13 protein-coding genes are annotated in these 26,404 nt (G+C 42.5%); 11 read left to right on the top strand and 2 right to left on the bottom strand.

Annotated features, from left to right (window positions below):
• Positions 1-41 precede the first annotated feature (41 nt).
• Positions 42-5,771 (bottom strand): alpha-2-macroglobulin family protein, encoded by a 5,730-nt coding sequence (locus NVS78_RS01150; protein ID WP_286357563.1) that lies wholly within the window; start codon positions 5,769-5,771, stop codon positions 42-44.
• A gap of 589 nt (positions 5,772-6,360) precedes the next feature.
• Between NVS78_RS01150 and NVS78_RS01145 the strand changes: the two genes are divergently transcribed.
• Complete coding sequence (locus NVS78_RS01145; protein ID WP_286357562.1) at positions 6,361-6,912, top strand: RNA polymerase sigma-70 factor; 552 nt, start codon at positions 6,361-6,363, stop codon at positions 6,910-6,912.
• A gap of 145 nt (positions 6,913-7,057) precedes the next feature.
• Here the strand turns inward: NVS78_RS01145 and NVS78_RS01140 are convergent, their stop codons facing one another.
• Positions 7,058-8,179 carry an alpha/beta hydrolase gene (locus NVS78_RS01140; RefSeq protein ID WP_434802113.1) on the bottom strand — a complete coding sequence of 374 codons (1,122 nt, stop codon included), beginning with the start codon at positions 8,177-8,179 and terminating at the stop codon, positions 7,058-7,060.
• Positions 8,180-8,419: 240 nt separating this feature from the next.
• Between NVS78_RS01140 and NVS78_RS01135 the strand changes: the two genes are divergently transcribed.
• The 10 genes from NVS78_RS01135 (at position 8,420) to NVS78_RS01085 (ending at position 26,396) form a co-directional block, all read left to right on the top strand.
• Entirely contained in the window at positions 8,420-9,319 is a 900-nt protein-coding gene (locus tag NVS78_RS01135; RefSeq protein ID WP_059027245.1) for a helix-turn-helix domain-containing protein, read from the top strand.
• 443 nt (positions 9,320-9,762) lie between these two features.
• Entirely contained in the window at positions 9,763-10,071 is a 309-nt protein-coding gene (locus NVS78_RS01125) for a Fic family protein (protein ID WP_286357560.1), read from the top strand.
• Positions 10,072-10,383: 312 nt separating this feature from the next.
• The gene (locus tag NVS78_RS01120; protein WP_286357559.1) at positions 10,384-11,583 is read left to right on the top strand and encodes a FecR family protein; all 1,200 of its coding nucleotides are present in this window, start codon (positions 10,384-10,386) and stop codon (positions 11,581-11,583) included.
• Between the two features lie 110 nt (positions 11,584-11,693).
• The gene (locus NVS78_RS01115; protein WP_434802112.1) at positions 11,694-15,119 is read left to right on the top strand and encodes a SusC/RagA family TonB-linked outer membrane protein; all 3,426 of its coding nucleotides are present in this window, start codon (positions 11,694-11,696) and stop codon (positions 15,117-15,119) included.
• 12 nt (positions 15,120-15,131) lie between these two features.
• Positions 15,132-16,658, top strand: coding sequence for a RagB/SusD family nutrient uptake outer membrane protein (locus NVS78_RS01110; RefSeq protein WP_286357558.1), 1,527 nt, complete (start codon positions 15,132-15,134; stop codon positions 16,656-16,658).
• 7 nt (positions 16,659-16,665) lie between these two features.
• Positions 16,666-17,427, top strand: coding sequence for a DUF4843 domain-containing protein (locus tag NVS78_RS01105; protein ID WP_286357557.1), 762 nt, complete (start codon positions 16,666-16,668; stop codon positions 17,425-17,427).
• A gap of 11 nt (positions 17,428-17,438) precedes the next feature.
• Positions 17,439-19,094: a PKD-like family lipoprotein gene (locus tag NVS78_RS01100; RefSeq protein ID WP_286357556.1), complete on the top strand. Its 1,656-nt coding sequence runs from the start codon at positions 17,439-17,441 to the stop codon at positions 19,092-19,094.
• Between the two features lie 109 nt (positions 19,095-19,203).
• Positions 19,204-21,522, top strand: a complete 2,319-nt coding sequence (locus NVS78_RS01095) for a S9 family peptidase (protein WP_286357555.1) — start codon at positions 19,204-19,206, stop codon at positions 21,520-21,522.
• An 86-nt stretch (positions 21,523-21,608) separates the two neighbouring features.
• Positions 21,609-23,918 carry a S9 family peptidase gene (locus NVS78_RS01090; protein ID WP_286357554.1) on the top strand — a complete coding sequence of 770 codons (2,310 nt, stop codon included), beginning with the start codon at positions 21,609-21,611 and terminating at the stop codon, positions 23,916-23,918.
• Between the two features lie 90 nt (positions 23,919-24,008).
• A complete protein-coding gene (locus NVS78_RS01085) occupies positions 24,009-26,396 on the top strand; it encodes a S9 family peptidase (protein WP_434802121.1) in 2,388 nt (795 codons plus the stop codon).
• Positions 26,397-26,404 lie beyond the last annotated feature (8 nt).

Below are 26,404 nucleotides of genomic sequence, written 5' to 3'. Positions count from 1 at the left end.
TTATAAATGCCGTCCGTTGATGTTTCGGACGGCATTTTTAATTATTCTTCGATTTTTAATATAGAAGCTTTACTGTTGGCTGAATATTGCGGTGCATATATACATTGCAAGGTGGCAATTCCTCCCTGGTAGACACCGTCTTGTGCAACCCATAACGTGTATTCGAATACATGGGTTCCTTTGGGAAGGAATTCGAAGAAGAAATTCATGGCTGCATCCGTGGTCTCCTGGTAGTAGGAGATGCCGTTTTGCCAACGGTAACCGGAAAGCTGTTCCGTCGGTTCAAGGCAACCGGCACGTAAATCTTTTAAATGTACGAACTGCATATCCTGTCCTGTTTGTACGGTGATTCGAACATTGATTTTATTTCCGATCCGTAGTTTCTGATCGGCTAAAGGTATCAGGGTTTTCCCGTTCTTTCCTGTTTCTTCTATGAAAAGTTGTTTGTTCACGGATACCCCACCGGAATGAGACGTTATCTTGTCTAATTTTTCAAAATATTGCAGATAGAGACCGCCCCAGGAGGCCTGATCGGTGGTTTTAGTAATACTTGCCTTCGTCATTTTGGATGTGATCTCCTTTGCCGTATAGCTTTTCTTTATGTATCCCAATTTTGCTTCTTCCGGCGTGACGTTGATATTTTTGTTTCCCAATTTTATCGTCAGATGATCTTGTTGAGAAAGTTGTTCTTTTCCCGTGAGGACAAGGGCGTAAATGGCGTCCACGGTTGTTGGCGTACTTCCCCAGTTTTGGGTTTGTTTCTGACGTAATAGCCACTGTTTCATGAGTTCGGTATCTTCGGAGTCTCCTTCGATCTCGTGAAAAGCACTCATGAGTGCCACCTGGGTTTGAATAGCTGAATTGGTAAATAGATTCGAACGGTTGTTGGCCCAGAACATGCCCATTTCCGGTGTGATGGTAGCGTATTCCTTCAGCGAATGAAGAATGCGTTTAGCCGTTTCTGTTTCACCGTAACGGTACAATGTCATGGCAACGAGGGCTTTTTCATAAAGAGATAGATCGGCCCAGGAATCTTTGAATTTCGATAGATAGTGTTTGTGGGCTTCTAAGGCGTTTGTTAGAGGAATATCCCGGAACGAGCTCCTTGTGTAGAGGTACAGTAATTGCGAATATCCATATTCGTTTTTTTCACTGTATTCTCTTTCGATTTGATCGTCTAAGTATTTTAAAGCCTGAATTTGCATCGTTTTTTCTTCTTGAGATAGTTCCGTCGCTCCGGTTCTAACTAATCTTGCCATGGCTTCTAATACGTTCTCGGTAATAAAGGTATTGGACTTGGAGCCTTTAAACCAACTCCAGCCTCCATCGCTGTTTTGCAGTCGGGCTAATTGGGTCAGGGCTTGTTTACGGATGTAGTCTTGACGATTGATATCTAATAATTCTCCCAATAGGTGCATTTGCCCGGTTTCGTTTTGAGCCTCTCTTACCCAGGGTGTCAATTGGAGAAGAATGGATTTTAATTCTTCATTTTTTTCTAAAGGAGAGGTCAGGGTATTGCCCGGTTTTCTAAGCCATTCTTTTATTGTCCGGGTAATTTCTGGATTGGCATTTGCGATTGCGGTAGCTAATGTGCTGACATAATAGGATGCCGTGATTTCGGTGACATTGTCCGTTTGAGGGGTGTTGATGCTCGGTAGGGCCAGTACCGCGTACCAGATCGGATTGGCTGTCATTTCAAGCGTCAACCGATACGGAGTAATCTTTTTAGGTATGTTCATCGCGAACGTCTCTTCTCCTTTGCGAATCATGTAAATGGGTAAGGTTCTGGTTACCGGTATTTCATCCGGAACGACAGCTATCACTTGCTGTTCTCCGTCGCTGAAGAGTGAAGAGGAGGCCACGGTTTTGCATCCTAACATATCGAACCCTTCCGGAACTGTAAAAGAGAAGCTGAAAGTTTGGTTTTGATCGGTAGCTACGTTGAATGATTGCGTTTGTCTGCTAATCGTTTTGTCCGTTATAGGATCGAATAACTCCAAATAAATATTGCCTTGTTGTTGAGACGGGGAGAGGTTATTCACGGTAGCCTTGAGTACGACCTGATCCCCGGTACGGACAAAACGGGGAAGGTTGGTGCTTACCATAAACTCTTTATTGGTGAGTACCGATTTTTCCAATTGACCGTAAGCCATGTCGGGGGTATGGGCCAAGGCCATAAAACGCCAGGTAGTCGTGGCCTCGGGTACGGTAAATTTAATGCTTACGTTTCCGGCGGAATCCGTGCGTAATTGCGGATAGAAAAAGGCCGTTTCCTGTAAGTTTTGCCGGATTTGGACGGGAGGAACCTGTCGTTCATTCGATTTCGCTTTATCCGAATACTCTCCGGCATAATCATATTCCGTAACACTATTTTCTTCTAATACTGCTTCTCGCATGACGGTTTTGGCCGCCCGGCCGGCAGCGTATCCGCGAACGACGATGGGCTGATTGAAATTCAAACCGAAAAGATTTAGTCGGTCGAATTTGAATTCGGGGATCTTATAATTTTTTGATTTAAAATCGATATACCCGTAAATGTTGGCCGTAAGTGCGTTGGAAATCCATTGAGGTGTTATTTCGTAATACCTGAGAACAGGGTTAAAATACCATCTGTTCGAGGCGAATTGATCTAAAGAGGTATCGTACATCCCGGCCATGAGCTCGGCTAATACGGCTTGTCCCGCCTTGTTCCGAATTGTGAAACTCCACACTTCTTTTTGTCCGGGAGAAAGATGATCCCGGAATGTTTTGGTAAAAATATCCAATTGTTTATCGGGTTCCTGCCGTTCAATGGTGACGGCATTATAGAATAGTTGTCGATCTTTCACGTAGGTGATAAGCAATTGGATCGATTTTCCGTAATCTGCCTTATAAGGGACGGATAGCGTGATGTTCTCGTCTGTTAGCTCAAAACGTTTTCTTTCTATAAATTGTCCCCGGTCGTATATTTCGTATAAGACGTATATATCGGAGGCGGATGAACCTAATATGACTTTAGCTTCTTCCCCGGGTTTACAAGTCGTTTTTTCTTCTATAAGCCAGTTATAAGTCAATATCGGCGGACGTTTGTCCGATGGAGCGTAGAGATAAAAGATTCTTTGTCTGCGGATCTTCTGCCCGTTGGAGGTACTGCCTTCTGCCGTGAACAGGTAAGCTCCGGAAGGATAAATGGATAAATCGATATGTAACGGGTTGTTCCCGGTTTTATAGACTCCGTGGAAAATCTCTTTTTCAATGATGGCATTGTTTATCGAATAGGACTCTTTTAAGCTGGAAAGAGGTTTGAGCTTTGCGATGGAGTAGTTTACCGTCTGAGCTAATGGATTACCGTTGGCATTGACAGCTACGATTTCTACATCGAGAGGGTTATGCTTGTTCCACCGCGTGGGTAGTTGTATGCTTAGTTGGTAAGGGGTCTTGTCGATACGGAGTGTAAATTCTTTTGTTTGTGTTTCTCCGTTCGGAGAGGTAATGGTAACCGAAACCGTGTAGTAAGTGTTGTATACTCCGGGATAAGGCGTATCTTGTGTCGTCGTGTCTGTGGCGAATCGAATTTGAAAATTTCCGTCGCGATCCGTCATTACTTCACCGTGGGATATAAAACGTTTGGGATTAAATCGGTAGAAATTGTTTTTGGATAACGTGTAGGAGACTTGACAGTCGGATAAACTTACTCCGGAATAGGTTTTTGCTTTCCCTTTTACGGTAATCGTGTCACCCGATTGATAACTTCCCGTTACAGGATCGAACGTGATCTCGAATTTGGGACGTTGGTATTCGGCAACACTGACAAAACGTCTGGCACCATTGGTACGGAGTGATACCTGACCGTTTAATATATCTTTGGGAATCGTGAAACTTCCGGCAAAAGATCCGAACTCGTTAGAGGTAAGCCGTTTACTGGCGATCTCCTGGTTATTGGCATCTTGGAAAGTTACGGTGTACTCTTTTCCCGCGATCGCTTTTGAATTTTCTTTATTGGCCTCCCAGGCTATTCCGCAGAAATAGATCGTCTGCCCCGGACGGTAAATGGCCCGGTCTGTAAATAGATTTACCTCGAATTGCCGTGTGGGTGCTTGATAATTAGAATAGTAGGAGGGTAGATAATTAATAGCGCCATGGGTGTCATCGCCGGAAGATATTTGAAAACAGAGCGTATTTCTATAGTCCGTGGGAATGGAAGCCATGCCGTTTTTATCTGAACGATATTGAGCAATGTAATGGTAAGTTTTGTCTCCTTTACTATCATATATATTTACTGTTGCTCCGGATATGGGTTTGCCGCTTTCCATATCGCATACCAATAGGGAATTGGTATTTTTCTCTATTTGACGTGAAAATCCGGTAAAACGGCTGGAACTAAAATAGAGCGTATCTTTTTCTAACGTGTTTCCCTGGCTGCTGATAATCAGTTCGTAAAGGCCTATTCGGGAGATCGGGATCTGAAAAGTCGTGTCGTATGAAAGCAACCAGGCAGGAAGTTTATACGAACGGGTTGATATTTTTTCTTTCGGATAGGTTTTGGAGGTACCGGTAAGGTAGTCGTTCATTTTTACGTTTAATTTATACAATTCGAATTTGATGGAAGAGGTATTTTTGTAGTTTACGTGGATAATCTGGTCTTTTCCCGGATAGACCGTTTGAAGAAGATTGATATTCACGGCACTGCTTTTGAGCGTTTCTGCCAAATTTTTTAAGATGTTAATCCTAAAATAGTTGGGAAAGAGTCGAATTCCTTCCTGGCAAAATTGAAGGGCTTTTCGAACTTCTTTTTCCATTTCGGATTTTATGATGCTCTCCGGATTCTCTTTATGGATGGGAGACTCCTGTTGTTCAATGTTTTTTCGAAGGTATAATTGAGCGAGAGTATGCAATATCTCTACCCGGAGAGGGTCGTTCCGGTATTCGTCGTTTAACTCGAATAAGGCTTTTTCATAAAGAGAGGAGGCGTTTTCGTTTGTAATATGAGTCGATACGAAATTCAGCCGTTGCAGATTGGCCCATAATAATGTATTTTTTTGTCCCGAGTTTAATTGAACTTGAAGTAAGGATTGGTATAATCGAATGATATACTGGTCGCAATTATAAGGTTCTTCGGGAACGGATAATTGGACAAATTCGTCTGCGGGAGCAAACAGCTTATCGTTCGTGAGAGGTTTTTGCTCAAAGAAGTCGGAAACGTAGTAGCTCATGGAAGAGAGCAGTTTGATACTACGATAAACAAGTAAATCGTAAAGCGTCGGACTGAACTCCCGGGAATCTTTTCCTAAAATTAAAATGTCTTTGTATTGGAGGCTATTTGTGGCAATAAGCTCCTTGGTCGGCTTTAAAGAGGCCTCTATATGTTGGAAAATCTTTTCGATAAAAATATTTCCGGTCCAGACTTTTACATCTTCCGGTATATATCCGGTGATCGGAGTCAGCCCGTTAATCTCAAAGACTCTGCTGATGTAATAGGATTTATATAATTCGGCTAAAAGCGAGTGTAAAATACTTTTTTCAACCGGATTTTTACTTGTTACGACATAAGCTTCCAAATTAGACAGTAGTGTCGGTATACTGTCCTGATCGATTAAACTTTGGTATTTGATCTGTAGGATAATCGATTTAATCAAAAGAGGAGCGTCTTTCTTTTTTAGGGCTTGTTCATACGTTTTACGAGCTTCGGTCAAGGCTGTCCTCGGATTTTCTTCTGCCTTTTCTGACTGTCCGAATCCGTTTGTTACCAACAGAACGAAAAGTATGGCTACGAGTAATCTTATTGTTTTCATTTCCTTTATTTTTTCGTCAATAGTCAATTTATTATTCGTTTTTAAAGTTGAATAGTTGTTCTATAGATGCTATTCAACGGATAATTCCATAAAAATAATGATAATTTTGAGGATATAAATAACTATTTACATAAACATGCGATGTCCAAAGGGCTTTTTAATAACACCGAATTTAGAAAATATTTCTATATATGAGAAGAAGGGACCTCTAACGTGTTTGTCGATCTGAATTATCCGATTTATAATGGCATTGTTTTTCCCGGGGTATTGTTTCTATGGCCCCGTGTCGTGTAAAGTTGATGTACCGGAAAGAAAAATGAAGGTACTTTTCAGATTGTGTTACGAATTGAAGAAAACGCTTTTTTGAGAAAAAGAAGAGAATAAGTTGGTTGTCGTTTTTTTGCAAGAGAGTATACTGCTAAAATGACCTCTTGATTCTGGTGAAATTGAATCTTTTTAACGTGCTGATGGATAATAACAAGATAAAGATATTATCTTTGACGGGGTGATTTTGTTGTGGAATTTTTGAAGTTTTAATTAGCGATCATTTTTTTCGTGTTGGAAATAAATAGGGTAGTTTTTATATGCTATGGTGGATAAAGTCTCTTTTGATGCGATAAAGCGGGGTGATGTAAAAGCCTATAAGACTTTGTTCCAGCAATATTATGCGTCCATGTGTACCGTCGCCAAGCGTTATATCGGAGATGGGGATGCGGCGAAAGATATTGCCCAGGAGGTATTTATCAAACTGTGGGAGAAACGGGAAGAGTACGACACGATCCCTAACCTGGAAATCTTTTTGTATGTATTGGTACGTAATCGCTGTTTTGACTATTTGAAATCGCGGAAAGATACGGTTGACTATATGGATTCGGAAGTCGTCGGCAATGAAAGTTTTTTTAGAGATCTGTTGATAGAGGAAGAGTCTTATCGAATTATTTCCCAAGCCATTGATGCCTTGCCCCCGCAAAGCGCCCGCGTCATCAAGCTCTCTTTGGACGGAAAACAAAATAAAGAGATTGCGGAGCTGTTGGGGATTTCGGTGAATACTGTTAAAACATTGAAGTACCGTTCGTTAGAATTATTGAAAACCTCTTTAAAGGATTATTTCTATATTCTTCTAATTTTGTTAGGGATTTAAGCTCTTCGGTTTTCTTGTCGTGTTATTTTTTTTGTTTTGGGTTGTGGGTTACGGATGGATGACCGGCTTCATCTGTCGAATCGTGTCGGACAAATGAAGCCGGAAAAATTTGCGCGTAGGTAATCATCGCTTTTTTACGCGTATATCATTTCAGGTAATTGTTGAAGAATGTTTCCAACTGATCGAAGGGTATTGTATCCGTACGGTCGTATAAATCCGTGTGATTTGCACCGGGTATGATCATCAACTCCTTGTTGTCGCCTTTCAGCTTTTTGAAAGCGTCCTCGCTGAAATAACGAGAATGGGCTTTTTCTCCGTGTATCAAGAGTACGGCGCTACGGATTTCATCGCTGTAAGAAAGGATAGGCATGTTGATAAATGACAGGGCCGATGTTTTGTTCCAGCCGCGGTTGGAGTTTAGCGAGCGGGGATGATAACCGCGTTCGGTCTTGTAATAAGCATGATAGTCTTTCACGAATTGCGGAGCATCTTCAGGCAACGGATCGATCACGCCGCCGGCAAGTGCATACGTGCCGTTCCGGTAATCTGCAGTCCGTTGTGTATTAAGTTGTTTACGTAGTTCGTGGCGAGCATCGGCATCCGTTGCATCGAAATAACCGTTAGCGTTTACACGGCTCATATCGTACATCGTCGAAGCTACCGTTGCTTTGACGCGAGTGTCGATAGCGGCTGCGTTGATCGCCATTCCTCCCCAGCCGCAAATACCGATGAGGCCGATTCGTTCGGGATCGACATCGTCGCGTGTCGAAAGGAAATCGACTGCCGCGCAAAAGTCTTCCGTGTTGATGTCCGGCGACGCCACGTAACGGGGTTCTCCGCCACTCTCGCCTGTGAACGATGGGTCGAAGGCTATGGTTAAAAATCCGCGTTCGGCCATCGTTTGCGCGTACAGGCCGGATGATTGTTCTTTTACGGCTCCGAACGGCCCGCAAACGGCTATGGCCGGTAATTTCCCCTCTACTTTTTTCGGTATATACAGATCGGCCGCGAGCGTGATACCGTAGCGGTTACGGAAAGTTACTTTGCTGTGATTTACTTTGTCGCTTTGCGGGAATACTTTGTCCCACTTTTGAGATAAATTCAAATTCTCCTTCATATTCGTATCGGCTTTAAAATGATTTTCGTTTGCTTCGACTCTCTTTATCGATTTTGTTGTCCGTTCTCTGCCTTTTCCGTGACATGGGACGCATAAGGCTGTAATTGTCAATACTGTTAAAAATAAAATTCGTTTCATATTGCTCTTCATATCTTATTGTTTTAATACAAAAATACGGAATAACCGTATACCGTATCATACCAAAAACAAGGTTCGATTTACCTTATTTACGGATTTTGCAATTTTTATTACTGTCTGATGTTCAACGATATTACCTGAATCACGGAATATACGGAAAGATTTACCCCGATTACTGTTTTCGGTTGTGATCCCGGTTCGGGTACGATAAAAACACTATCTTTGTTCTGAATAAAAGTCGTCGCTATGGATATGAATGAATCCCCTATATTGAAAGTAGATACGATCGAACAATACAATAACCTGTTCGATTTCGAGACTCGACATCCGCAAGTCAACTTCGTCGATTTCGATACGGTGGAGAGTCAGAAACCGTATCGTATGACGGTCGGTTTCTATTCGATCTTTTTGAAAGAGACGGTAGCCTGTACGATAAACTACGGAAAGACCAAATATGATTTCGACGATTGGACAATAGTCAGCATTGCTCCGGGACAAACCGTCGGCTATTCCACGATCGAGGGAATCCCGACCAAAGCCAAGGGCTTGCTGTTCCATCCTGATTTCATTCGCGGTACTTCATTGGGGCAGAAAATTAAAAAATATTCGTTTTTTGCCTACGAGTCCAATGAGGCACTGCACCTCTCGAAAGAGGAGCGAACGATCGTTCTCAACTGTATGTCTATAATAAAAACGGAATTGCAACATGCCATAGATAAACATACCAGAGGACTGATTTGCACGAATATAGAATTATTGCTGGATTATTGTCTACGATTCTATGAACGGCAGTTTATCACGAGGCAGGATATGAACCTCGACGTGTTGGCTCGCTTCGAGAGACTTCTTGATGACTATTTGAGTACGGGGATTGCTTCGGAAAAAGGTGTGCCGTCCGTTCAATATTTTGCGGACAAGATTTGTCTCTCGCCCAATTATTTCGGTGATTTGATCAAAAAGGAAACAGGGAAAACGGCAAAAGAATATATACAATTGAAAATGTTGGACGTAGCGAAGGAAATCTTGTTTGATTATAGCAAATCGATCACCCAAGTCGCTTACGCGTTGGGTTTCCAATATCCGCAGCATTTCGTACGTTTTTTTAAAAGATATGCAGGCGTAACGCCTAACGAATACAGACGGGCGAATTGATACCTCGGCGACGACAGGCTCCGTTTTCGCCATCCCGTAAAAAAACAAACTATAACACTTTATCAAGAGTTACTATGAGTCGAAAGATATTCATACTGAAAAGGATAATGGAACAGAAGAAGCGGATAAGGTTTCTACCAACATAACTAAGTTACTTAATGAACGATCTTTTGCTTTTAACATAGCCGGACTAACTGCTCTACATCGGCGCGTATTCGACGATGTGTTCGAATTTGCAGGACAAATTCGCAATTATAATATAACGAAAAAGGAATGGGTACTTCGTGGAGATACTATATTGTACGTATCTGCTCCCGACATTCGAAGGGCTATTGAATATGACTTTGAACAAGAAAGAGCCTTTGACTATACAGGATTAAACATCAGCCAAATAGTTAGACATATAACCAATTTCGTATCAGGCTTATGGCAGATACATCCGTTTGGAGAACGCAATTACACTCTCCCCGACAAGAACCGAAGATGCATGGCATACGGACAATGAAAATATCATTCGCCTGATTAAGGCTCTTTCCGGCAATCGCCTGTCTGTAAAAGAACTGATGCTGGCTATAGGATTAAAAAATCGTGAAAACTTTATGGAATACTCACTTAATCCTGCCATCAAAGAGGAATTTGTTTGTATGCTCTATCCAGATAAGCCACGACATCCACGGCAGAAATATTTGCTAACGGTTAAAGGCTTGGCAACATTGAACCGTTTGAGCGCAAAATCCGATAACAACCTCTGAATTCATGGTCTTCGTACATAGATATATCACAAATATTGTTTATGCGAATATTGCGGTCGGGGAATATTCCGTATCGTTTCTCGTTTTGCGCAAAGGTATAAAACATTTCTCGAAGGTTTACAAATAGAGATACTTTGAATTTGTTTGCCATCGCTCCGTCTAAGCTAAATTAGATAAATGTTGCTTCTATGTTGTTTTTTGAAAACAGTCGATATAGCACTTTTACCCCGTCCCCAAGTGCTATTGAAATGTTAAAAATGAAAATAATAGAGAGAGCGAGTCATCCTTTTGAGTTTCTTAGTCGTTCTGTAAATGAAGGAGAGGAATTTTATGTTAGAACCTAAAGATTATAAAATATCCCGTTTGATAGCCAAGCAATTTGTTCACGGACTTTCCTCCGGGGAGGAGGAGAGATTGGAGCGTTGGTTGGCTGCTGACCCGGACAATCGGAGATTGTATGACCGGATTATGGATTCGGATAACAAAGCGGAGCGGGATAAGTACGTGGAGGGATTGGATCTTGAAAAAGAGTGGAGGGCGCTCGAGCAACAGTTATCTCCTTTTAAAAAGAAAAACCGGAAATTAGGTTGGGGGATCGGGATCGCCGCTTCGATTGCTTTGTTGGTCGGTGTCGGCATGTGGTTTTTCCAACAACGGGAAGAGATCGTACCGCCTGTCGAATTTACCGGTATTCAGGTAGGAACATCCAAGGCGATTTTGATTACGTCCGGAGGAGAGCAGATCGAATTGCAGGATAGTAGTGTCCAGCAGATCGTTTTAAATAACGGTGTCGTGGCCTTAAATACCGGAAAGAGTGTGGCTTTACAGGGAGGAGGACAAGATACGGTAGTGCGGGAGATTCGTTATTCTACGATCCGTATTCCCCGGGGAGGGGAATATAATCTGACTTTGTCCGACGGATCGAGGGTTTATTTGAACTCTGATTCAGAAATACGTTTTCCGGAGTTGTTCGGCGAAGGGAAGCGGGAAGTATTTTTGAAGGGAGAAGCTTTTTTTGTGGTAGCGAAAGATAAAAGTCATCCTTTTGTTGTCAACGTGCCGAATAGGTTGCAGGTAGAGGTTTTAGGAACGGAATTTAACGTGCAGGCTTATGCCGATGAGGAGGATGTCGAGGCGACTTTGAATCAGGGAGCGGTTCGGGTCGTTTTAGGTAATCAGTCCGTGGAATTGCATCCGAATCAGCAAGCTGTTTATAATAAAAAAAGCGGGAAGCTCTCTTCTCGAGAAGTGGATGCAGAAGCCTATTCGGCTTGGAAAGACGGACGTTTCGTGATGAAAAACGAGACCTTGGAATCGATTATGGCCCGATTGAGCAGATGGTATGATATTCGTGTTTTCTACATGAATCCGGAAGTGAAAAATTATCATTTCTCCGGAGAGTTGGAACGGTATGAAGATTTTTCGGAAGCTTTACGGATGTTAGAGAAATCGGCGAAAATCTCTTTCGAGGTCAATAAAAACAATGTGGTGGTGCGTAAAAGAATGCAATAAAATTTGAGTGTTAAATAAAAAGCAGAAGATACTGGTCCTATCTTCTGCTTGGAAATTGAGTTTAGATAACGATTAACAAGTCGATCATTAATCATTAAGCATGTAAAAGTATGAAAAAAAACGGAATCGGGGTCTTTGATGAGAATCAAAGATTGCTAAAAATGCGATTTATTTTTAAACGCTGCGTTCTTCTTCTGTTTATGTCGGTCTTTTTTCAGCAGGTCAATGCAGGCCAACAAGTTGTGAAATTGACCATGAACATGAAAGACGCTACCATCGATGAAATCATCACGAATATGAGTAAAGAGACGAGCTATCGTTTCTTGTATCAGGTAGAAGAGGTTCTGAAATACGGCAAAAGAGACCTCAATGTAAAAAACGCGGCTTTGGAAGAAGTTTTAAATCAGTTATTAAAAGGAACTTCCCTTTCTTATGAAATCCAAAACGAGGTAGTGATCATTACCCCTGTAAAAGAGGAGAAAAAAGAGGAGAAGAAAAGAGTAATCAAAGGAAAAGTGATCGATATTCAAAAAGTACCCCTTCCGGGCGTGACGGTTGTGATTAAAGGTACGACTTTAGGCGTTTCGACAGATATCGACGGAAAATTTACCATTGAAATTCCCAAACAGGACACGACCATCCTTGTATTCACTTTTATCGGCATGGAAAAGGTGGAACATCGTCTGAGCAAGGACCCGAAAGACGACGAGAAAGAGTTGGTCATCACGATGAAAGAGGAGGTAAAAGAGGTGGAAGAGGTGGTGGTTACCGGATATGCGAATATTAAAAAGGAGAGTTTTACGGGTAGTTCGGTTTCTATCAGGAGGGAAGACTTATTGAAGGTTTCTAAAACGAATGTAATAAAAGCATTATCTACTTTCGATCCCTCTTTCCGGATACAACAAAGTAATAAATGGGGTTCGGATCCGAATGCCGTTCCGGAAATGTATATCCGCGGACGTTCCGGTATCGGGGTAAAGGAATTAGACAAGGATGCACTATCCAAATCTTCGTTGAAAAACAATCCGAATCTTCCGGTATTTATTATGGACGGATTCGAGGTCAGTGTTCAAAAAGTATTCGACATGGATCCGATGCGGATAGAGAATATACAAATCCTAAAGGATGCTTCGGCTACGGCTATGTACGGATCCCGGGCTGCTAACGGAGTCGTGGTGATTACCACGGTTGCTCCTAAACCGGGAGAGGTGGTGATTACTTATAGTTTGACCGGAGAAATTGAAATGCCGGATCTTTCGGACTACAATTTAGCAAATGCTGCCGAAAAATTGGAAATAGAAAAACGGGCCGGATTGTATGATCCTAATATTGCTTTCGGTGGAACTTGGACACAGGCGATGAATGCTTATAATGAGCGCTTGGTGCGTATAAAGGAGGGGGTTACTACGGACTGGCTCTCTTTGCCTTTGCGTAATGCTTTTATGCATAAACATTCGTTATCTGTTGAAGGCGGTAACAATGATTTGCGGTATGGACTCGATGTCAGTTATAAAAACGATAATGGAGTGATGAAAGACTCCTATCGGGATAATTTAGATCTCGGTTTTCATGTGGATTATCGAATTGGAGATTGGTTGCAGGTGGTGAATTATATAGAGTATAATTATACGGATGCGCAAGACTCTCCCTATGGGGATTTTAGCGATTATGCTCATTTGCAACCGTATGACCGTCCTTATGACAAACAAGGTAATCTTATTCAGGAACTGGAATTTTCCAAATTAGAAACGAATGAAGGAAAGAATAATCCTTTATATGAGGCATTATTGAATAATTTCCAGTACGATAAATCGGATACTTTTATCGAACGTTTGATGGCTCAGATATATGTGACGGATCATTTTCAATTAAAAGGTCAGTTCGCCATAACGAAAACTATATCTAAGAATGAACGTTTTATAGATCCTAAGTCTTCGAATATATCTTCTACGGAATTTATGGGTGATCTTTACATCAATAAGGAGGAGTCTACCAAATGGGATGCCCAGGTTGGGGCTTATTATTCTAAGGTATTGGGAGGCGCACATGCCTTAAATGCTTCTTTGGTAATGAATGCGACAAATAGCAAGGCAGAGAGTACTTCGTCTCATTATCGGGGTTTCCCTTCCGGGAAATATCACTCTCCGAATTTTGCGGCAGAGGTTTATAATAAACCTTCGAAATCTGAAAACCTGACTCGCTTGATGGGTTTTCTTTTGTTGGCCAACTATACCTGGAATGATGTCTATTTAGCGGATCTTTCCGTTCGTTTCGACGGGTCTTCCGAATTCGGATTGGATCAGAAATGGGCGCCTTTTTGGTCCGGAGGTTTGGGAATCAATGTTCATAATTACAGTTTTTTAAAGGGCAATGAAGTAATAACCCGTTTAAAATTAAGAGGTTCTTACGGACAGACCGGAAAAACCAACTTCGCCCCTTACAATGCAAAAACTATTTATAAGACTTTTGACCGTTGGTACATAGCCGGATTCGGTGTCGCATTAAGAGCATTGGGAAATAAAGACTTGAAATGGGAGACAACGAATAAGATGAATATCGGCACGGATTTAGGTTTCTGGAACGAACGTATCGTTTTGAATTTTGATTATTATAGGGATAAGACCGTGGATTTGATCACGGATGTTACTTTGCCCGGTTCATCCGGATTTACTTCCTATAAGAGTAATATGGGAGAAACCTTAAATGAGGGTTTTGATATCAGAGCTCAATTTGATGTTGTGAAAGATGGAAATTGGTATGTCGCATTATGGGGAAATATGAGCCATAATCAAAATAAAATATTGAAAATTTCCGATGCTTTAAAAGCATATAATGAGCAAGTGGATGCTTACTATAAAGAGGCTGAAGACTATCAGCACAGTGTTAGTGGATATGAAGATGACCCGAAATATGCCAAACCGTTGATGAAATACGAAGAGGGAGCTTCCTTGACCTCTATTTACGGGGTTCGTTCTTTGGGCATCGACCCGACTACCGGTAAAGAGTTATATATTTATCGGAACGGTCAGGTTAGTAATCAATGGAAAGCATCGCAACAGGTTGTACTTGGAAATACGGAACCGGATGCCAGCGGTTCTTTCGGGGTAAATGCCACCTATAAAGGATTTAGCTTGTTTGCTTCTTTCTCTTATGAATGGGGGAAACAGATCTACAATGAAACCTTGGTCAATAGTGTGGAAAATGCGGATATCGAAAACAGTAACGTGGATAAACGCGTGCTGACTCAGCGTTGGGAAAACCCCGGAGATATAGCTCCGTTAAAAGATATTAAAAACAGAGATGCGGTAACACTGCCTACCTCCCGCTTTGTACAGGATGAAAATGTATTATCATTAAGTACGTTGACCCTCAGCTACGATTTTAATCAGGATTTGTTACGAAAAATCTATTTGAGAACGCTGAATCTGGAATTTCAAATGAACGATATTTTCCGTTTGTCCAGTGTAAAACAGGAGCGGGGGACCAGTTATCCGTTTGCGAGAAGTATAAATTTCACCTTACGTGCAACTTTTTAGAACTTAGGTAATATGAAAAAATATAGATTTTTATTGTTATTGTTTTTACCGCTCTTTATATCGGGATGTAACGAATGGTTAAACGTGAAACCGGAGGATGAAATTGATGAAGAGGATCTTTTTGATTCTGCAGACGGTTTTCGTCATGCCTTGAATGGTATTTATTATACAATGGGAACAGGGAATTTGTACGGGATGAATATGAGTTGGGGTATTGTGGATGCTTTGGGGCAAGTGTACGATTACACGTATTCTTCCAGCCAAATGAATGCTATGGAAAGGGGAGCGGCTGCCTATAGTTGGGATAACGAGCATCTGAAACCGAAAATCGAATCCATATGGAACGAGACGTATAATATCGTGGCCAATTGCAACAATCTTATAAAAAATATAGAAAATACCGATCCGGATATGTTTCCCTTGAAAAATCGGGAAAAATCGATGATTTGGGGAGAAGCCTTAGGTTTACGCGCATTTTTGCAGTTCGATATGCTGCGTTTGTTTGCCCCGGCACCTGTAGCTCAGCCAGGAGGTAGAAAATTTATTCCTTATATTGACGTTTATCCCTCTTATATCTCAAACCCGAAAACGGTAGACGAGTGTTTGACATTGATTATCGAGGATTTGAAAGAAGCTAAAAAATTGCTCTGGCAGATTGATACCGCTAAGTCGTTTAGTCCGTCGGTGACTTTTGAAATGTCTGGAACGGGAGATAATATCTTTTTTCATCGAAGAGGATATCATATGAATTATTGGGCAACTACGGCTTTATTGGCGAGAGTCTATTTGTATGCCCAGAAAGAGACGGAGGCATTGGAACAAGCCAATGAAATCATCACTTTTGTTGCCAAAAATCGTGCTTTTCCGTTTAGTACCTCTTCCGGCGGTTCAAAATTGTATAGGGATGTGATGTTCGGTTTGTACGTGATCGATCTACCGGAATTAAATCAAAAAATGAATGATATTACGGATGAAGACAAGGCTACCTTCTTATGTATATCCGAAATTGAAAATAATTATTTCGAAAAGGACTTAACATATGATTATAAAATTGAAACATTTATCTCTAATGATTGTCGATATACCAATTGGATACACGACTGGGAAAATTACAACTCTTATTATCGACTGAAAAAATATGATGATCCTACCAGTGGCGGTTCGACGCAGATCGAGATCAGTAAAACATTGGTTCCGTTGATTCGAATGAGTGAGATTTACTATATGGCTGCTGAAATTTTAGCTAAAAAAGATGCTGCCGGATTGGCAAAGGCAAAAACTTATTTGAATTATGTAAAACAAGGGCGAGGCTTGAAAAAAACGGATCAATCCATAATAGACGTATCGAATGCAACCATGGAGACATTCAATCACTTATTAATTAATGATATGCGTCGGGATTGGATCGGTGAAGGTCAGACTTTTTACCTGTATAAGCGTTTAAATAAAAATATTCCGGCAGAGTCGGGTAAAACGATAACGGCCTCGGAGGAACATTTTGTTGTGCCTTTGCCGGACAGTGAAACTAATATAAATTAATGCAGTTATGAGATCTTTTATTGTTTTTGCGTTGATATTGATAGGAACGTTGACTTCCTGTGATAAAAAAGGAATCGAAGAGTTTTCCGATAATAAGGTATTTCTTTCTTTTGTAGCGAATGCGACGGTAGATAGTACTGTATTATCCTTTAGAACCTATAATGAAGATAGAGTTTCAGTCGAGATTCCAATAAGAACCAAGGGAAAATGGTTAACGGAGAGTCGGGCATTTAGTGTGTCTGCTGATCCCAAGTTGACGACATTGCCGGCTGAGTTATATGAACTACCGGAAAAATGTGAGTTTTCTGCCGGGCAGGAATTAGATACGATAACGGTTACTTTTCTGAATGATCCCCGGTTAGCCGAGAAAGCATATCGTTTTGTATTGCAAATAGACGAAAGCGAGGAGGTGAAAGTTACTGCCGATATAAAGTATCAACGAGCTATATTTCAGGTGTCCGATAAACTGGAACGCCCGAAATGGTGGACGGAATTGGATGGCGGATACCAGGGGGCTCCGTCGTTCAATGTGGCCGAGAGTTATTATCTCGGAAACTATTCAGAAACTAAATATATTATGTTTTTAGAAGAGTTGTCCAAGGATGATGTCGTTTTCGACGGGAAAGACCGCTTAGTGTTAAAAAAATATTCTCAACGATTAAAATACCGGGTAGAGGCCTTTAATAACGATCCGGCGAATCAAGCTGCCGGATTGACACCGTTGAAAGACGAAAAAGGCGAAAAAATAGTAATTCCTGTAGTAGGTTAAAAATCAAGGTTATGAAAAATAATGTATTGTGGATAGTGATTGTATTCATACTTGTCGGTTGTTTGGATGATAAAAGCAATTACGATTATAAGGATATAAACGATTTTGATAATTGGCAGAATGTGGGAGTAAAGAACGTACAAAGTAGTTATACGCTCTATCCCGGAGAGTCGGTAACATTGGAGCCTAAGGTTCGCTTTTCGATAGATACGTTGAATCCAGACGCTACTTATGCTTGGTATATAGAGAAAGATAAGAAACTGACGAAAGTTTGCGATCAACTGATTTATATGCATGAAGCAACGACAATCGGAGATTATAGATTGGTACTGACCGCAATTGATAATAAGACAGGAGTTACTTTTAGTGAAGACATAGGTATAGAGGTTGTATCTCCTTGGAAAAACGGCTGGATGGTACTGTCAAAAGGGGGATCGGGCGAATCGCAGCTCTCGATGATTCTGTCTAAAAAACAATCTAAATTTGTAATGGATGTTGAGACAGGAAAGGAGAAGAGCGTGGATACGGTGATTTATGTCGGACAAGATATAAATGTTGTTCCTAATTTAGGTAGGGGACCGCACAAATTGGTAGAAAACTTTATTTATGAAGAGTATGCTTATGATGTTGATCTTCTGGATGAGGTAATGGTCCTTCAAGCAAGCGGTCCGGTGGAATTAAACGGAAATGATTTGTCTGTAATCGGTTCGGCTAAAGACGAGTTTTTTGACGGAGTGCCTGCCAACTTTGACCCCGTGGATGCCGCTCTTTGCTGGGGAGGAAAATGGTTATTGAATCGAGACAATTACGTGTATGCTGCAACCATGTCTGTTGCCACGGATTTACATTCCGGTCGTTATTTGAAAGAACCGATATTTAACCGGAAAAAAATAAAACAATTGTTGCCTTATTGGAAAGCGTCTCCTTATGGGAATATTGCAGTTATCGGAATCGATGAAAACAATACTTTCTTCGGAATTGTAGACCAATGTGGCGTTAAAGATTATTATGGAGGTGATTTTACAATTGTTGCCGGTGGAAATTACACGGGTAGTTTTATGGAGTTAGGGAGTCTTAAGGGGGCAGACGAATCTTTGTTTAAAAATATCGATGGAGAGTATATTTTTCATGCATGGGAAGACTATCCGCGTGGAAAAGGATCTTATATTTCGATTTTGAAAAAAGGGAATAGTTATTATTGGCATAATTACACCTTTGAATTTGATGGGTATCGCTATAAACCGGGGATGAAAATGATTGTGTCGAAGAGTAAGAGTGGTCTTTTGGATGCTTCCGTAATGAATGGATATCAAGCGGCAAGCGTATTACCTTGGAAAAAACTATTGATGATCGCGAGTGGTAATACCTTATATGGCTTTCCTTATGCAGAGAGTGTTCCGAAATTTGTTCAAATGCTCAATGCCCCGAATTATGGATCAGAAATTGTGGATATGGCTGTAAAGGATTATAATCGGGATACGCATAATGCACATTTAGCGGTAGCTTTAAGGTCCGGAGAAATTTATGTGTATGAAGTAAAATATGATAAAGAAGAGGAGACGGTAGAATTGTTGGAAATTTATCATAAAGAAGGATTCGGAGAGATCGTGGATCTGAAATATAAATTCGGAGAAGGGGCAAAGCCGGGGGCAAATTATTTGTATTAGTATGTTGTTTTAGTATTTCGATAAATAGTCGAGGGGAGTAAAAACTCCCTTCGGTCTATTCCTTTTTATTTGTTCGTGTGGGTAATCGTAAGTAAATCAAAAAAAATGTATGAAAAAATTATTGTTATTACTGTCCTTGGTGTTTGCTTTTATGGGAGGGGATGCCCAGCAGAAAGCAAATTATAAATTGGCAAAGAAGTTTAGGAACATTTCATTCGGAAGTGTGGTCGGGAAGAATAGTATGAGTATTTTTCCGAAGGCTATTAACGGTACGGATAAGTTTTGGTTCGAGTTTTACACGGAAGAGGGGAGGTTGTTTTATTTCGTCGATCCGGCGAAGGGAGAAAAGCGGTTGCTTTTCAATAATTCGGATATCGCGCAAGGGGTGAGCCGGATTACCCGGAAGGCTTATAACGAAAAAGATTTGAGGATTTCGAGTATCGAGTTTTCAAAAGACCTGACGAAAATGACCTTTTCGATGGACGGTAATTACGAATTTGATTTTAAGACTAAAAAAGTAAAAGCTTTGCCGGAGAAAGAGGTATCGGAAGAGGATAGGCAAACCCGCTACTCTTGGATGGTCTTTTCTCCGGATGAGAAATACATCCTGTATGCTAAGGATCATAATCTGTATGTACGGGGCAACAAATACAAGGGAATGGATACGACCGAGATCCGGTTGACTGCGGACGGCGAAAAATATTATTCCTTTGCCCGGGATGCTGAACAAGAGTCCGAGGGGGAAACGGAAACCAATGCCCGTTGGTTTAAGGATTCCCGGCATATTTTTATGGTCAGGGAGGATAGCCGGAAATTGCAGGATATGTTCGTGATCAATTCTTTGACGAAACGGCCTACCTTGGAAAGATACCGTTACGAGATGCCGGGAGAGAAGAATCTTTGTCAATACGAATTGTGGATCATGGACGTGGAAAAAAAGACAGCGAAACGGGTTCCGGCCGATAAATGGACGGATCAGTACATTCAGGTGATCGAGCCGGGTAAAAACGGGGATAAGATATTCTTTCAGCGTTTTAAACGTACTTGGGACGAGGTGGATATTTGCGTGGCCAATACGGAGACCATGGAGGTAAAAGAGCTGATTCACGAGGTGGATAAGCCTTACCGCGATTACCACATGCAGAATACGGTAATTCTGAATGACGGAAAAGACATCCTGTTCCGCTCGGAGCGTACGGGGTGGGCCCATTATTACCATTACGACGGAAACGGTCGGTTGTTGAACACCATCACATCCGGTTCTTGGGTGGCCGGACAAATGGCCACTATCGATACGGTCGGTCGCACGATCTATTTTTACGGGCACGGCCGGGAAAAGGGAACGGACCCTTATTACTACATGCTTTATAAAGCACATATCGATAAGGAGGGGGTTACCTTATTAAGCGGGGAGAATGCCCAGCATTCGGCAAAATTCACCCCTTCCCGGAAGTATTACGTGGATACCTACTCCCGGGTGGATATGGAACCTAAAATCGTGTTGAAAAACAATCGGGGGAAGGTAATGATGGAGTTGGCTAAGCCCGATACCCGGTTGTTGAAAGAGATCGGATGGATCGCCCCGGAGCGTTTTAAAGTAAAGGCGGCCGACGGGTTGACCGATATATACGGGATCATGTGGAAGCCGGCCGATTTCGACCCGAATAAAAAGTATCCCATTATCTCTTCGGTTTATCCCGGTCCTTTCTTTGAATACGTAAACACGAGCTTTACGATCAACGACAGCCATAATACGAAATTAGCGCAGCTCGGATTTATAGTCGTTGCCATGGGGCACCGGGGAGGCAGTCCCATGCGGGGAAAATTCTACCACCGGTACGGTTACGGGAGTTTACGGGATTATCCGCTGGCAGACGATAAGTATGCCATTGAACAGTTGGCTGCCCGTTACTCTTTTATCGATGGGACGAAGGTGGGGATATTCGGTCATTCCGGCGGCGGTTTTATGTCGACGGCTGCTATCTGCACCTATCCCGACTTTTACACGGCAGCAGTTTCTTCCGCCGGAAACCATGACAATAATATCTTTAACCGGGGTTGGTCCGAGATATATCATGGAGTAAAAGAGACGGTCAAAACGGTAAAAGGGGCTGACGGAAAGGATAGTACCGTTTACGAGTATGCTTGTAAAGTGCCGACCAACATGGAGCTGGCTAAAAATTTGAAAGGACACCTGCTGTTGGTTACGGGAGATATGGATAAAACCGTACACCCTGCCAATACGCTTCGTATGGTCGATGCTTTGATAAAGGCGGGTAAGAATTTCGATATGGTCGTGCTTCCGGGAAACGGACACGGTTTCCGCGGAGCAGCCGAGGCCTTTTTCGAGTATAAACTCTGGGCTCATTTTGCCAAATACCTTTTGGGAGATGATTCTGCCGATTATTGGGAAAACATAAATAATTAAGTGATTCAATGATTAAGTGATTGGGAAGATGTGTTAATCACAGAATCGCCTAATCACTAAATCACAGAATTATAAATAAATAATATATGCGTTATATTTTATTTTATATTTTGCTGTTGGGATTTGCCTTGAACGGTTTTGCCCAGCAGAGAGCTAATTATAAATTGGCCGAGAAGTTCAATAAACGGACGATGACGGGTATTTCCGACATGAGTATGGCCATTCATCCGGAGTTTATTCATAAATCGGATCGTTTTTGGTATTATATGACCACGGGAGAAGGAAAGAAATACTATTGGGTGGATCCGGCGAAAAAGGAGAAAAAATTACTTTTCGATCATGACCGGTTACTCGGGCAGCTGAGCCGGGAGACCCGGAAGGCCTATAATCCTAAAGATTTTTCCCTGCAAAATATCGAGTTTGCCCAAGACGAAAAGTCTTTCACGTTTGAGTTTGACGAGGCGGAATACCGTTATACCTTTAAGACCGCTTCGGTGGAGAAGATCGATACGATAAAACCCTGGTCGGGGTATGCTTCCTGGATGAAGTATTCACCGGATAGCTGTTATATCCTGTATGCCCGGAATCACAATTTGTATGTGATGGGGAATAAGGCGAAGGGAAAAGATACCACGGCTATTCAGTTGACTTTTGATGCGGAGAAGGATTATACCTTTGCCAAAGAGTTTGCGGATTCGGACACGGAGGTGGAGACGATCGCTTCGTGGATGAAGGATTCGAAAAAAGTTTATGCCGTCCGGGAAGATGCCCGTAAGGTGGAGGAGCTGTTTCTGATCGATCATCTGGCTCAACCTCGTCCGAAGTTAAAGACCTATCGTTATGATATGCCGGGGGATAAGGAGATTTCCCAAAGCCAGTTTCTGATAATCGATATTGAAACCCGGAAGATCACGGAAATAGACATCGATAGATGGCCCGATCAATACGTGGATGTTTTGTATACCGATAAGAAAGCGGAGAAAATTTATTTTGAGCGGGTCAACCGGGCTTTCAATGAAAAAGAGATCTGTGTCATCGACGCGGAGACGGGAAACGTGAAAGTATTGATTCATGAAGCGGATAAACCGTTTTTGGATTTTAAGATGGCAAGCGTCTCTTTTTTGAATGACGGTCAGGATATATTATTTCGTTCCAACCGTACCGGGTGGGGACATTATTACCTGTATGACGGCGAGGGAAACCTGAAGAATACGGTTACGGCCGGAGGTTGGACTGCCGGGCCTATCGCGGAGATCGATACCGTGGGACGTACGATTTATTTTTACGCCTTAGGCAAGGATAAGCATATCGATCCTTACTATTATACGTTGTGTAAAGCGGACTTGGATAAACCTGATCGGGTAGTACAGTTGACTTTTGACAATGCCACGCACATGGTGGATTGGTCTAAAACCTTTAACTATTTTGTGGATACTTATCAACGGGTGGATATGGAACCTCGCTTCGTCGTGAGAAATAAAAAGGGGAAAAAGATAATAGACTTGGGTAAAGCCGATATTTCCCGGGTGAAAGAGATGGGCTGGAAGGCTCCCGAACGTTTTAAAGTAAAAGCGGCCGACGGGATAACCGATTTGTACGGGGTGATGTGGAAACCTTTTGATTTTGATTCTACCAAACACTATCCGATTATCTCTTCGGTTTATCCCGGACCCTTTTATGAATACGTGCCTACTCAATTTGCTGTTATTCATGACCGGAATACCCAATTGGCTCAGCTGGGCTTTATCGTAATTGCCGTGGGACACCGGGGAGGAACGCCTATGAGAGGAAAGTATTACAACACGTATGGCGCCGGAAATTTGCGGGATTACCCCTTGGCCGACGATAAATACGCCATCGAGCAACTGGCCGATCGTTATCCTTTTATCGATGCGACAAAAGTCGGTATATACGGTCATTCCGGGGGAGGATTTATGTCGACGGCAGCCATTTGTACCTATCCCGATTTTTACAAGGCCGCCGTGGCGGCAGCCGGTAATCACGATAATCGGATTTATAATAAATGGTTTACCGAAACCCATAACGGGGTAACGGAAGAGAAAAGGGTGATCGAAGATAGCGTAAACGGCGACCGGGAAGAGCATGTTTTTAAATTCCAGGTGCGTACCAATCAGGAGTTGGCTAAAAACTACAAAGGCGGACTGCTTTTGGTGACGGGCGATATGGACGATAATGTCCATCCGGCTCATACGTTACGGATGGCAGATGCTTTGATTAAGGCCGGAAAGAATTTCGATATGATCGTCTTGCCGGGACAGGATCACGGTTTCAGTGGCGATGCCGAACTGTTTTACGAGCGGAAATTATGGTTCCATTTTGCAAAATACCTTTTGGGAGATGATTCTGCCGATTATTGGGAAAACATAAATAATTAAGTGATTCAATGATTCAAAGATTAAGTGATTGGGAAAAATGTGTTAATCACCGAATCTCCCAATCACCGAATCATAAATAATTTTTAGATGATGCGTATTATTTTAATTCCTGTTTTGCTGTTGGGGATGGTTTTGACGGCTACGGCTCAGCAAAAGGCCAATTACGAATTGGCAGAGAAGTTTCGGAATCTTTCTTTCGGACATTTGTCCAAGTTTAGTTTAGACATGTACCCGAGGTATGTCAATAATTCGGATCGTTTCTGGTTTGATTTTACCACGGAGGAAGGGAAAAGCTTTTATTACGTGGACCCGGTAAAAGGGGTAAAACGACTCCTGTTCGAAAATGAAGATGTGGCACGACAGGCGAGTGAGATTACCCGAGCGGCTTACCATGCGCGGGAACTGGAAATTTCCGGTTTGAAATTCTCTCCTGACGAAAAAACGATCACGTTCAGGCTGGACACGCTTCATTGCGAGTATCATTTGGATACAAAGAAGCTAAAACGGATAGCCAGGCCGGAACAGGCCGATGGGGAGCGTTATTCCTGGATGGTTATCGCTCCGGATAGCAGTTATATTTTATACGCGAAAGAGCATAACCTGTACATGAAAGGGATACCGGAAAAGGGGAAAGATACGACGGAAATACAGTTGACCGTGGACGGGGAGCTTTATTTTTCTTATGCCAAGGACGGTTCGCAAACAGGAGACGGGGAGCAGGAGAGTAAAGTCCGTTGGTTTAAAAATTCTAAAAAGGCTTATATCGTGCGTTACGATAGCCGACGGGTGGAAGAGCTGTTTTTAGTTGATGTCCTTTCGAAGTCTCGTCCGGTATTAAAACGATATAAATACGATATGGCCGGCGCAAAAGAAATTTCTCAGCCGGAACTGGTTATCGTCGACGTGGAAAAACGTCAGGCGGTGAAGGTAAAAGCCGATAAATGGCAGGATCAGGAGATACAGGTGGTGTATGCGGCGGAAAAAGGCGATAGAATTTATTTCGAACGGTATAAACGGACGATGGACCAGGTGGAACTGTGTGTGGCCGATACGGAGACAGGAGAGGTGAAAGTGCTGATCCACGAGGAGGATCGGCCGTTCGTGGATTATCAGATGAAAAACATCACCTTTCTTCATGATGGGGACGATATCCTTTATCGTTCGGAACGTACCGGATGGGGACATTATTATCATTACGACGGGAATGGGGTGTTGAAGAATGTAATCACGGCCGGCGATTGGGTTGCCGGGACGATAATTTCCGTCGATACGTTGAGAAGAGAGGTATATTTTTACGGCTACGGCCGCGAAAAAGGGGTAGATCCCTATTACAGTCTGATCTACCGGGCGCACATCGACAAGGGAAATGTTGAATTGTTAGGAGGAGAGAACGCCCGGCATCGGGCCTTTTTCTCTCCCACGCGTCGCTATTTTGTAGATATTTACGCGACGGTAAGCGACGAACCTGAAATCCTTTTGCGGGATAGGAAAGGCAAAGTCATGATGGAGTTGGCCAAACCCGATCTACGACGTCTGTACGAGATGGGATGGCGGGCCCCGGAACGTTTTACGGTGAAAGCTGCCGATGGCATGACCGACCTTTACGGTATCATGTGGAAGCCGGCGGACTTCAATCCCGACAAGAAATACCCGATTATCTCTTCTGTCTATCCGGGCCCTTTTTTCGAGTATGTAAATACGACATTCTCGTTGGATGACGGGTATAATACCGAGCTGGCACAACTGGGATTTATCGTGGTGGCTATGGGCCACCGGGGAGGAAGTCCTTTGAGAGGGAAATTCTACCACCGCTACGGATACGGGAATTTGCGCGATTACCCTTTGGCGGATGATAAATATGCTATCGAGCAACTGGCCGATCGTTATTCCTTTATCGATGCTTCGAGGGTGGGAATTTACGGCCATTCGGGAGGAGGATTTATGTCGGTAGCTGCCATCTGTACCTATCCGGATTTTTACACTGCAGCCGTCTCTTCTGCCGGTAATCACGACAACCGGATTTATAATTCGGGATGGGTGGAAACACATCACGGGGTGAAAGAGACTCGTCGGGGGATGGAACCGGAGAAAAAGCAAAAAAGAGAGTCCGGGGGATGGGAACGCTTGCGTCCAGCCCACGAGATGATCGACGTACAAATGAGGCGGGAGAAAGAATTTGAATACACGGTGAGTGTACCTATCAATCAGGCATTGGCCGAAAATCTGAAAGGCCATCTTTTGCTGGTGACAGGCGATATGGACGATAATGTTCATCCGGCTCATACTTTACGGATGGCTGATGCTTTGATCAAAGCCCGGAAAAATTTCGATATGTATGTTCTTCCCGGCTGTAATCACGGGTTTGGTAATGCCGGTCGTTTTTTCGAATACCAGTTGTGGCATCACTTTGCCAAATACCTTTTGGGTGACGATTCGGCCGGTTATCAGACCGATCTGGATTATTTTATGAAGCGATAAAGTTTGTA

This window comes from Gabonibacter chumensis, assembly GCF_024741215.1.
Taxonomy (GTDB): Bacteria; Bacteroidota; Bacteroidia; order Bacteroidales; family Marinifilaceae; genus Gabonibacter; species Gabonibacter massiliensis.
Note: the sequence above shows the minus strand (reverse complement) of the source record. Positions and strands in the feature narration are given on the sequence as shown.

Coding starts and splice junctions, on each gene's coding strand:
- NVS78_RS01145 (WP_286357562.1), top strand. CDS start 6,361: ATGGTGGATAAAGTCTCTTTTGATGCGATAAAGCGGGGTGATGTAAAA.
- NVS78_RS01135 (WP_059027245.1), top strand. CDS start 8,420: ATGAATGAATCCCCTATATTGAAAGTAGATACGATCGAACAATACAAT.
- NVS78_RS01085 (WP_434802121.1), top strand. CDS start 24,009: ATGCGTATTATTTTAATTCCTGTTTTGCTGTTGGGGATGGTTTTGACG.
- NVS78_RS01150 (WP_286357563.1), bottom strand. CDS start 5,771: ATGAAAACAATAAGATTACTCGTAGCCATACTTTTCGTTCTGTTGGTA.
- NVS78_RS01105 (WP_286357557.1), top strand. CDS start 16,666: ATGAGATCTTTTATTGTTTTTGCGTTGATATTGATAGGAACGTTGACT.
- NVS78_RS01095 (WP_286357555.1), top strand. CDS start 19,204: ATGAAAAAATTATTGTTATTACTGTCCTTGGTGTTTGCTTTTATGGGA.
- NVS78_RS01115 (WP_434802112.1), top strand. CDS start 11,694: ATGAAAAAAAACGGAATCGGGGTCTTTGATGAGAATCAAAGATTGCTA.
- NVS78_RS01120 (WP_286357559.1), top strand. CDS start 10,384: ATGAAGGAGAGGAATTTTATGTTAGAACCTAAAGATTATAAAATATCC.
- NVS78_RS01140 (WP_434802113.1), bottom strand. CDS start 8,179: ATGAAGAGCAATATGAAACGAATTTTATTTTTAACAGTATTGACAATT.
- NVS78_RS01100 (WP_286357556.1), top strand. CDS start 17,439: ATGAAAAATAATGTATTGTGGATAGTGATTGTATTCATACTTGTCGGT.
- NVS78_RS01090 (WP_286357554.1), top strand. CDS start 21,609: ATGCGTTATATTTTATTTTATATTTTGCTGTTGGGATTTGCCTTGAAC.
- NVS78_RS01110 (WP_286357558.1), top strand. CDS start 15,132: ATGAAAAAATATAGATTTTTATTGTTATTGTTTTTACCGCTCTTTATA.